At 42.1% G+C, this 8,622-nt stretch carries 16 protein-coding genes and 1 pseudogene; 10 read left to right on the forward strand and 7 right to left on the reverse strand.

Annotated elements, in window-relative coordinates:
- Window positions 1-46 precede the first annotated feature (46 nt).
- The 5 genes from PX484_RS14305 to PX484_RS14325 all read left to right on the forward strand — a co-directional run bounded on the left by PX484_RS14305 (window position 47) and on the right by PX484_RS14325 (window position 2,035).
- Window positions 47-652 carry a DedA family protein gene (locus PX484_RS14305; protein ID WP_002755550.1) on the forward strand — a complete coding sequence of 202 codons (606 nt, stop codon included), beginning with the start codon at window positions 47-49 and terminating at the stop codon, window positions 650-652.
- A gap of 142 nt (window positions 653-794) precedes the next feature.
- The gene (locus PX484_RS14310; RefSeq protein WP_002795863.1) at window positions 795-1,094 is read left to right on the forward strand and encodes a hypothetical protein; all 300 of its coding nucleotides are present in this window, start codon (window positions 795-797) and stop codon (window positions 1,092-1,094) included.
- An 86-nt stretch (window positions 1,095-1,180) separates the two neighbouring features.
- Window positions 1,181-1,345, forward strand: a complete 165-nt coding sequence (locus tag PX484_RS14315; protein WP_223211133.1) for a type II toxin-antitoxin system VapC family toxin — start codon at window positions 1,181-1,183, stop codon at window positions 1,343-1,345.
- Window positions 1,346-1,451: 106 nt separating this feature from the next.
- A complete protein-coding gene (locus PX484_RS14320; protein WP_002789758.1) occupies window positions 1,452-1,649 on the forward strand; it encodes a hypothetical protein in 198 nt (65 codons plus the stop codon).
- Complete coding sequence (locus PX484_RS14325; RefSeq protein WP_002801881.1) at window positions 1,646-2,035, forward strand: type II toxin-antitoxin system VapC family toxin; 390 nt, start codon at window positions 1,646-1,648, stop codon at window positions 2,033-2,035. The genes PX484_RS14320 and PX484_RS14325 overlap by 4 nt, the downstream gene beginning before the upstream one ends.
- Window positions 2,036-2,280: 245 nt before the next feature.
- Here PX484_RS14325 and PX484_RS14330 read toward each other — a convergent pair whose 3' ends face one another.
- The 6 genes from PX484_RS14330 to PX484_RS14355 form a co-directional block, all read right to left on the reverse strand.
- Entirely contained in the window at window positions 2,281-2,421 is a 141-nt protein-coding gene (locus PX484_RS14330) for a hypothetical protein (protein ID WP_164502940.1), read from the reverse strand.
- A 290-nt stretch (window positions 2,422-2,711) separates the two neighbouring features.
- A complete protein-coding gene (locus PX484_RS14335; RefSeq protein WP_287668228.1) occupies window positions 2,712-3,038 on the reverse strand; it encodes a tetratricopeptide repeat protein in 327 nt (108 codons plus the stop codon).
- Window positions 3,039-3,050: 12 nt separating this feature from the next.
- Entirely contained in the window at window positions 3,051-3,236 is a 186-nt protein-coding gene (locus PX484_RS14340; protein WP_002734683.1) for a type II toxin-antitoxin system HicA family toxin, read from the reverse strand.
- Window positions 3,233-3,517 carry a type II toxin-antitoxin system HicB family antitoxin gene (locus PX484_RS14345; RefSeq protein WP_002734253.1) on the reverse strand — a complete coding sequence of 95 codons (285 nt, stop codon included), beginning with the start codon at window positions 3,515-3,517 and terminating at the stop codon, window positions 3,233-3,235. The genes PX484_RS14340 and PX484_RS14345 overlap by 4 nt, the downstream gene beginning before the upstream one ends.
- 128 nt (window positions 3,518-3,645) lie before the next feature.
- Window positions 3,646-4,539 carry a GUN4 domain-containing protein gene (locus PX484_RS14350; protein WP_287668220.1) on the reverse strand — a complete coding sequence of 298 codons (894 nt, stop codon included), beginning with the start codon at window positions 4,537-4,539 and terminating at the stop codon, window positions 3,646-3,648.
- A gap of 17 nt (window positions 4,540-4,556) precedes the next feature.
- Window positions 4,557-5,051, reverse strand: a complete 495-nt coding sequence (locus PX484_RS14355) for a hypothetical protein (protein ID WP_287668223.1) — start codon at window positions 5,049-5,051, stop codon at window positions 4,557-4,559.
- Window positions 5,052-5,312: 261 nt separating this feature from the next.
- Between PX484_RS14355 and PX484_RS14360 the strand changes: the two genes are divergently transcribed.
- The 3 genes from PX484_RS14360 to PX484_RS14370 all read left to right on the forward strand — a co-directional run bounded on the left by PX484_RS14360 (window position 5,313) and on the right by PX484_RS14370 (window position 6,715).
- Entirely contained in the window at window positions 5,313-5,627 is a 315-nt protein-coding gene (locus tag PX484_RS14360) for a hypothetical protein (RefSeq protein WP_002755562.1), read from the forward strand.
- A gap of 528 nt (window positions 5,628-6,155) precedes the next feature.
- Window positions 6,156-6,380, forward strand: a complete 225-nt coding sequence (locus PX484_RS14365; RefSeq protein ID WP_002734651.1) for a DUF433 domain-containing protein — start codon at window positions 6,156-6,158, stop codon at window positions 6,378-6,380.
- The gene (locus PX484_RS14370) at window positions 6,377-6,715 is read left to right on the forward strand and encodes a DUF5615 family PIN-like protein (RefSeq protein ID WP_287767484.1); all 339 of its coding nucleotides are present in this window, start codon (window positions 6,377-6,379) and stop codon (window positions 6,713-6,715) included. Before PX484_RS14365 ends, PX484_RS14370 begins: the two co-directional genes overlap by 4 nt.
- A gap of 239 nt (window positions 6,716-6,954) precedes the next feature.
- On the opposite strand, the gene PX484_RS14375 is transcribed toward PX484_RS14370, so the two are convergent.
- The gene (locus tag PX484_RS14375) at window positions 6,955-7,860 is read right to left on the reverse strand and encodes a metal ABC transporter permease (protein ID WP_002732770.1); all 906 of its coding nucleotides are present in this window, start codon (window positions 7,858-7,860) and stop codon (window positions 6,955-6,957) included.
- 135 nt (window positions 7,861-7,995) lie between these two features.
- Between PX484_RS14375 and PX484_RS14380 the strand changes: the two genes are divergently transcribed.
- The gene (locus tag PX484_RS14380; RefSeq protein ID WP_288104379.1) at window positions 7,996-8,514 is read left to right on the forward strand and encodes a cofactor assembly of complex C subunit B; all 519 of its coding nucleotides are present in this window, start codon (window positions 7,996-7,998) and stop codon (window positions 8,512-8,514) included.
- Between the two features lie 7 nt (window positions 8,515-8,521).
- Window positions 8,522-8,622 (forward strand): annotated as a pseudogene (locus PX484_RS14385) (1,4-dihydroxy-2-naphthoyl-CoA hydrolase); the annotation flags it as partial.

Consider the following 8,622-nt stretch of genomic DNA (forward strand, 5'->3'; position numbering starts at 1 on the left):
ACTCCCTTTTTTTACTTTAAAACTGTTTTCTAAATCCTAAAAAAATATGACTGAATGGATTACAAATACAATGACTTCCATGGGCTATTTAGGCATAGCCCTATTAATGTTTTTAGAGAATCTTTTTCCTCCCATTCCCTCGGAATTAATTATGCCCCTAGCGGGTTTTACCGTCCATGAGGGACAAATGGAATTTATTCCGGCAGTGGTAGCGGGGATTGTCGGAACCGTAGTCGGAGCACTACCTTGGTATTATCTCGGTCGGGTTGTGGATGAGGAAAAAATCGAAAAACTAGCCGATAAATACGGCAAATGGATTACCGTTTCCGCTAAAGATATTCAAAAAGCAAATCAATGGTTTAACCGTCACGGTAGTAAAGCGGTTTTACTCTGTCGTTTGGTCCCCGGAGTACGAACTTTGATTTCCCTACCCGCCGGGATGAATCACATGGCGATGATTCCCTTTTTAGTTTACTCCACCATCGGCACGACCCTCTGGGTCGTTTTTTTAACGGCAGCAGGTTACTTTTTAGGGAAAAATTACCCCCTTGTGGAAGAATATCTGGCTCCTGTGTCAAAAATCGCCCTACTTGTCCTGGTTATCTGGTTTATCCTCTGGATTATCCGCAAACGTAACCGCCGGTATGAGTAAATGTTGATGAGAGGTGGTGTTTTACGACGGATTGTCACCTTCGAGTCAAAGCAGCAATTTTTGTATTCTAACGCGCCCTACGTTTTACTACGTTTTACTGCTTATAAAGGGGCAAAAGGATAAGAATATACGAGGTTTTAATATGCCAACAATTAAACTACGTTCTCAGATTGGTAGAGATGGAATCTTACATTTAGATATACCGTCCGATTTTAAAGACACTGAAGTAAATGTTACAGTAACCGTTGAAGCGGTTCAAGAAGTCAGTGAAGATTTAGCAAGTAGAAAAGAGGAAAGAAAACCTCGCTATAATGCCTGGGGCAACCCAGTAGTAGAGCAATCTATTACCCAAGCTATTTCAGGAATGCGCCGCCTTCAAAAAACTGTAGCTTTACCTAAAAGTGAAATTCGTGCCATGCGAGAAGAAGGGAGGCGGTTTTGATTGAGTTCGTTTTAGATTGTTTGGTAGCAATTAGCTGATGTTTGGTCGATGAAGATAACGATTATGCTAACGCAGTATTAGACATAATGCCAAACGCCGAAGCATTTGTTCCCGAAATTTGGTCTTTAGAGATTGTCAATACTCTCCTAGTCGCAGAAAGAAGAAATCGGATGACGGTCGAGCAAACTCAAGCATCGATTAATTGGTTACAGTCTTTACTTATTACTATTTTTGGATTACCGCCGCGATGATTGGATTTTTCTGGGAGGTCAGGGATTCATGAGGAAAGGATGATATATAATGATAGTCTATGACAGAGAGAGACATTAAATACTGTTTGGTATTAGGAGAAAAGCTTTGCCACTGATTAAAATACCAAGGAATTATCTGATTGCTGAAGATGAAAATTTTATTACAGCAGACGTGCCAGATTCACTGCTTCAGCTTTGGCAAAAAGATTATCAAAAGGTGGTTAAAGCCAAAGGTATTCTTAAGGATAAAAAAGCGGCAATGCTATCTCATGTAGAGTCTCTTCGTCGGGAGTGGGATGGATGAAATACGTCTATGATACCAATATTTTTATTTATTATTTAGCCGATGACGATATAGTTACTTCTTTTTTCTCCCAAGCTTTTTTGAGTTTGCATCAGATTTTTATCTCACCAATTGTCAGAATTGAGTTACTCAGTTTTCCTACTTTGTCTAAGGAAGAAGAGCAGATAATTGAAGATTTACTCTCACAGTTTGAATTAATTCCCATATTGAGAGAAATTGAATATCTGACTATTCAACTGAAACGACAGTATAAAATCAAGATTCCCGATGCCATTATTGCCGCAACAACATTGAGCCAAAATGGATGTTTGGTCACTAGAAATGTTGATGATTTTAAGGGTATTTCTGGTTTAAATATTAAAAACCCGTTTATTGATGAGGGGTAAATAATAGTAGAAGAGCGAGAATTAAAAGTTGACTTATCTGCAAAGTAGCTTACTACTGGAAACCGATAGCTTGATGACAGCAACCAGTGCCAGGTATTGAAGTAGGAAAAAGCCTATGTTTTCGTTCTATAAATCTCCAAAACTAAGCTTGACAAATTGCCTGAAGTTGTTATATCTTACAGGTTACGAGTCTTTGCGCGAGAGAAGAAAAAACGAGAATCGACCAAAGACCCCCTGTTCCCTTCTCAGATCCACACGCTACGGCTAGGAACATCTCGGCGGGAAAGTGCGTTAGCTAATTCGTACCAACTCCATTTTCCTTTTCCTTTTTCAACTAATTGGAGAAGCACCAATTCAAGTTGGGTTAACTGTACGGTATCTTTCATGATTAATCCTCTATACTTGGGTGAAATAAAACGCCAAATCCTTCTTTTAAACCATAATCTTCAAGGGTTGCTGTGTGAGCATTATTCCACAATTTGTAAGCCAGATCGGGATCGGGTGGCTGTCCAGTGGGATAGCCTAGTTTTTTATTTCTTGATAGGATAATTTAAGAATTTTACCTCCCGCTTTAGATGGTTCAAATAACCTTCCGCTAATAGCTTCTTTCTCTTGCATTATAGATTAATTCATCAGTCCTTTATTTTGATTTTTTAATTTCAGTAACAACCATTTTTCACGAGAACAACCTTCCCCAAAATCCTTTTTCAAGATTTTTGATCCTGTCGAGAGCCTTACGATACTCTTCCATATTGCCTTGCTGCGAGTAAAGTTGTGCCGCTTGATTGTAGTCTGCGATCGCACCTTGGTAATCTCCTAAGTTTTTCTTGGCAAACCCGCGATTGCGGTAGGCATGAGCATAGTCGGGTTTGATTTTAATGGCTTGATTGTAGTCTGCGATCGCACCTTGCTTGTCTCCTAAGTTTTTCTTGGCAATCCCGCGATTGTTGTAGGCATCAGCAAAGTCAGGTTTGATTTTAATGGCTTGATTGTAGTCTGCGATCGCACCTTGTTATCAAGGTTCTGGTATCTCCAACTGACGAAAAATTCTCACAGCAGTAAACTCTACAATTTCTCTATGTCGAGGGATGGCTGTGCGCCGACCATTGAGTGGATTTTCCCAGATGGAATGTTCACTTCCTTCTCGTACCAATTGACAACCCTGTTGACTGAGATAACGCAACAAATCTCGACGCTTCATGAGGCTATCAAAGTCGGTACAATTTGGACATGGGTTGATGCAGAAAATATTAGATAAATTGGTTCTTCTAAATCCGCTTCTGGGTCTGTTAACAACTCATTAGGCAAGGGTAAGGATTCCCCCCTAGATATATTAACTTCTGCCATGTCCACCAGCGCACTGGCTAAGGAACGGCGTACTGCTGCTAGATCATTTCCCCAGGAAATCACGCCAGGGAAATCCAAGACTTCTCCATGGACTCCCTGTTCCAGAAATTTATACATTGCTTTGTAGGTAAGCATCCAATTTATACTCCTTTCTTTCACCGAATTTTTTGATTAATAGATTAAGAACTGAACAAATTGGGAAAAAGCCTATGTTTTCGTTCTAGAAATCTCCAAAACTAAGCTTGACAAATTGCCTGAAGTTGCTATATCTTACAAGTTACAAGTCTTTGTACGAGAGAAGAGAAGAAAAAATTCTTCTTAGTTGGAATGATTATTAAACCAATACTTTTCCCTAATCCAAAAGCAGGGAGGTGACCTTGGACGGCATTTTGTGAGAAGTTTAGGTTATGGCGGTTCAACCAATTTCCTCCTTCTTTCCAGCCGACGCTATCACCGAATTCTTGCCATATCTCCTCATTATACTCTCTCTTCCCCCCAAGACTCTCATAAATTTCTTTCTGGATGCTGAAGCCAAAATTGCCATTACTGTAATGTAGCCAGAGTTGATTGATTATCCGTAAATCTTCACAGGGAAAGCTATCGATATCCTCTATTCTTAACCATCCTGAGCTTGTTCGACCAGCCGCCTGACACATGACTTTACCTGTTTCTTCGTCTGCTTCCTTCCATTTTCCTGCTGCTAGCAAGTCACGAAGTTTGGTGTAGTTAATGCCCCTTTTACTTTTCAATTCTACTTCATTACGAGGAGAGCGAACCGTAAACTCACTTCCTAATTCAGATCGAACTCTATCAAAAAAACTAGCAGGCGGCAGTTTTCCCCCCTGTATATCAACTGTCTGAATTATTCCAACTTCTAGCCAACGGCTACCCTCTAACAAAAGGGGGAAAATGGGCTTTTTTAACTCTAAAGCAAGAGCCAGTTCGCAGTTTACCCAATGAGAGTTTTTAGAGCGAGGAGACATCACCAGCATAAAAACCTGACTTTTTCTGAGGTTTTCTTCAATCACTCTTGGCCATTTATCCCCGTAGTCAATTTTGTTATCTAACCACCAGGGCAATTCGTGCTTTGTAAGAGCCTCTAGCAGCTTATTTACATAGGCTTGGTCTTGACGACTGTAGCTAATAAAAATAGACATTCCCAGAAACTCCTAATCTAATTTTCAACCCCAGCAATCTCTGCTAGAGCCAGTGCATACCGACTTAAATCCTGCCTGAGAGCCTCTAACTCCCTTCGCAATTCAGGTTCTTCTGTCCATTGCTGCTCGTATTCCTTGGGACTGACATCAGCAGGACGCTTCGCTTCCCAAACCTGTAAGCGAGGATGCCACTTGGCTAGAAAACGGCGCAACCCCCGATTCAGGACAGCGATCGCAATACCGCCCACTGAATTGCGAGAAGCCCCCACATCGGGACCAGCTTCCTTGAGAATCTCGCCGGTTGTCCCAAATAAACTATACAGGGAGTTCAAAGCCTCACGCAGCAGCCCTTCTTCACCCTCCAGTGGCTCTACAGCAATGCGAGTCACCAATTCCACATAAAGTGACCATGCAGCCCTTCTCTCAGTCGGATCTGCCTCCCATTCGGCTGAACCAATACCAAAAGGAAGACTGACAGACACTTTCTTCAATACAGCCGGATCGCCCTTCATCTGTTTCCCCTCGCCTCAGCCTCTAATGTTGCCATTCTCCTTTCCAATTATATGACGGGATTTAGCTTATTACTCCCAATATTGGGCTGGGTGGAGAGTGGCGATTGTCCTGAAAAAAACGGCTCCGACTAGATGCAGAAATCGTTAGAATAATCAAAGAATGACTTCTCCTGAACGATAGTCATTTCCGAAACACAACAGGCTCTTTTCTTCTCTCTGTCTCTAGTTAAATTTGTCCCCACTGGGCAAAAATTAGCCAAAATGAGCCAAATAACCTCTCGAAAAGTTCCTCTGGGAAGTTCGATTTTTCCTCATCAACATCGCCTTTCTGCTGAAGAAATAGCGAAAATTGAGGCTGAGGATAAAGCTTTAGCTCGGCGTTGTCGAGAGATTTTTGACCGCGTTTATCCACAATTAGCAGGGGAATATTATGACTGGTTTATTGTCATTGAGCCTGAGAGTGGGGACTATCGCTGGAGCAAATTCTTGATGAAGATTTTCTGCCTTTTTAAATATGATTGTTCCAAACTTACCGTACAAAATCAAAAAAAGAAGACAATTATTGCCGACCAATAAAAAACAATTTTGAGGCAGAATGATAAAGTAGCTCATGTTATCAGAGCGATCGCCGCTTGGGATCAAGGTTCTGGTCGGTAATGCGTTATCCTCAGAAAAGGGAAACTCAACTGTACTAGGCATGAGCAGATGCCCCTTGGTCATCCTGAATCATCTGCCCCAGGATGTTTGCTGCTGCTGTTGCGTCGTAGGGCCACCAAATTGGGTACTCTGATGCCGAGAAGATGACTTGTAGTTCAGCGTCTGGGATTTGTGTGGCTAGGAGTTTAAAGAGTGATCATTTGTCTGACTGGCTCAGATTGTTGACCAGAGGAATTAACTCAGCGAGTGACATGGCTTAAACTTCTAGAGGTGCGAGAATAAATTGATCATATCCAAAAAGGTGGTGAGGAATCATCGTTCGGCCCCGGCGGTGAGGATGTCAAAATTTTTCATAATTGACAAGGTGGGCTATGCCTACCCTATTTTGTTGAAACTTTTAGCACTCTAGTTCACAATAAAGGTAAAGATCGTAAGAGCTACCTTGTAATGGCGGAATTGCTTTCAAGAATTACAGTTAATCCTCGGCAGTGCGGTGGTCGTGCCTGTATTCGAGGAATGAGAATCCGGGTATCAGATGTGTTAGATCTATTTGCGGCAGGTTTAAGCGCGAGAGAAATTCTAGATGAAATGCCTGATCTTGAGGCAGATGATTTGAAAGCAGCGCTTTTATATGCCTCGCGGAAGCTTAATCACCCGGTTTTAGTGGCATGACAATTTGGGTTGACGCACATTTGTCTCCTGCAATTGCAACCTGGATTAGCACTACACTTGAGATTGAAGCTGTGGCTTTGCGTGATCTTGGACTGAGAGATGCTGAAGATACTGAAATCTTTCAGGTTGCAAAAGCTCAAAGAGCTATCCTAATGACCAAAGACAGCGATTTTGTAGATTTAGTTGAGCGACTTGGTTCGCCCCCACAAATTATTTGGCTGACTTGTGACAATACCTCTAATGCCCGGTTGCGTGAAATCTTGAGTGAGACTTTACCCAGGGCTTTAGAACTTTTAGCTGCTGGTGAGACATTGGTAGAAATTAGCGGAGACTAGCTGTACAGGCTAATGAATCCAAGAGCTACCCAATACAAGAGGTCAAATGGCTATTTTCCAATATCAGATTCTTGTGGGGAAGAATTAACCTAATGCTGTGGTCTGGTATGTCGCTTAAGTACAATATGAAACGATAAAATTAACACAATATCAGGGTAAGAGCCTCGAAAAATCTGGCAAATTATCGCAGTTATCTCGGCCGTCCGCTTTTTTTGGTCACTACCACCTTCTCCTGCAAACTAACGCCGTCTCAACAAATTTTTCATCTCTACCCAGATAGAAAGTTGACCACCTAGACTAGCGGGATGAGTGAAAATTCCTTGACGGGGACTGAATAAAAAGGCCAACATAAATAGGGTAAAAGCGACAAGCACGATCGCCGGTCCGGAGGGTAAATTCCAGTAATAACTTAAATACATCCCACTGATACTAGAAATAATACCCACACCCACACCTAAACCCATGACTTGATGAAGACGGGTAACTAAAAGATAAGCAGTGGCTGCTGGGGTAATCAAAAGGGACAAAACGAGGATTACTCCCACCGCTTGGAGACTAGCAACGATTGTCAGGCCGATCAGGAGCATTAAGCCTAAATCTAATAAATTTACCGGTAAACCCGCCGCTTGCGCCCCGATTTTGTCGAAAGTGTAGAATAATAGTTCTTTATACAGGAGCAAAACGGTTAATAAAACGATAACGGCAATAATTAGGGTATCGCGAATGTCCGCAGCAGTAACACCGAGAATATTGCCGAAGAGAAAGTGATTAAGGTCAATTTTGTTGTTTTTTTGGATGAGAGTGATCAGGGTGATGCCAAGGGCGAAAAAAGCCGAGAAAACGATACCCATGGCCGCATCTTCTTTGATTGGGGAACGATTACGGATTAAGTTAATCAGTAGGGTACTGACCATTGAGGCTAGTAAAGCACCCAGTAAAAGATTAAAATTACCAATAAAAGCGATCGCTAATCCGGGTAAGACCGAGTGACTGATGGCATCGCCCAAGAGGGCCAAACGTTGTACCATCAGGTAGGTTCCCACCACCGCACAGATGATCCCGACGATGATAGCTTCAATTAGGGATCTCTGCATGAAACTATACTGTAAGGGTTCGATTAATCCTGTTAATAGATTGTTGCCCATGAATCTGCCTTGGGGTTAAATTTTTCTGATTCTCGATCGAGGTTTTGCTCCTAGGGTCTATCTTCTAAATCGGGGGAGAAGATAGGTTAGGATAATTAGGATTAATTGTAAGTTTTTTCGCTCCTAACCGCCGCCATGGATACCCCCGTTCTCTCCTCAACTTTTTTTCTGACTCTCCTGCTCATGGTGGGATTATTCTTTTTTATTCGCGGTTCCGTCAAAGAGCGTATCGAACAGCGTGTCTATCTTACCAGTACCAGTGACGACCAACTATTAGAACAACTGCGAAATTATTTTGACCGACGTTCCTATCAAGTCAAGGCGATTGAACCCGAACAGAATATTGTCAGATTACAGGGTTTTGTGCCGCCTAGCCCCTTTCTAGCGATATTTTTGACAATTTTGGCAGCCTTGGGTTTATTTTGCTTCTCACTGGTGTTATCGGTGTTATTTCCCGATACTAATCCCTATATTTTTGCTCTTGTGGGTTTATCTCCCCTCGCGGGTGTTTTCTATTGGCAAAAAGTCGGCCGTTTAGAAGAAGTGGCTTTTAAAGTAGAAAGCAAATCTCAGCAAACGGAATTAACTGTCAAAGCCCATCGGGACGAGTTAAGACAACTACAAGATAGTTTAACCTTTCTAGAAAGACAATAAGCTTTTTATGTCCTATGAACGCCTAATTTATCTGGCCGATACCGATGCGGCCGGTGTGGTTTACTTTGCCCATCTTCTCTCGATCTGTCATGAAGCCTACGAGTTTTC

Origin of the sequence: Microcystis sp. M49636_WE2 (genome assembly GCF_030065375.1) — a bacterium.
Taxonomy (GTDB): Bacteria; Cyanobacteriota; Cyanobacteriia; order Cyanobacteriales; family Microcystaceae; genus Microcystis; species Microcystis aeruginosa_C.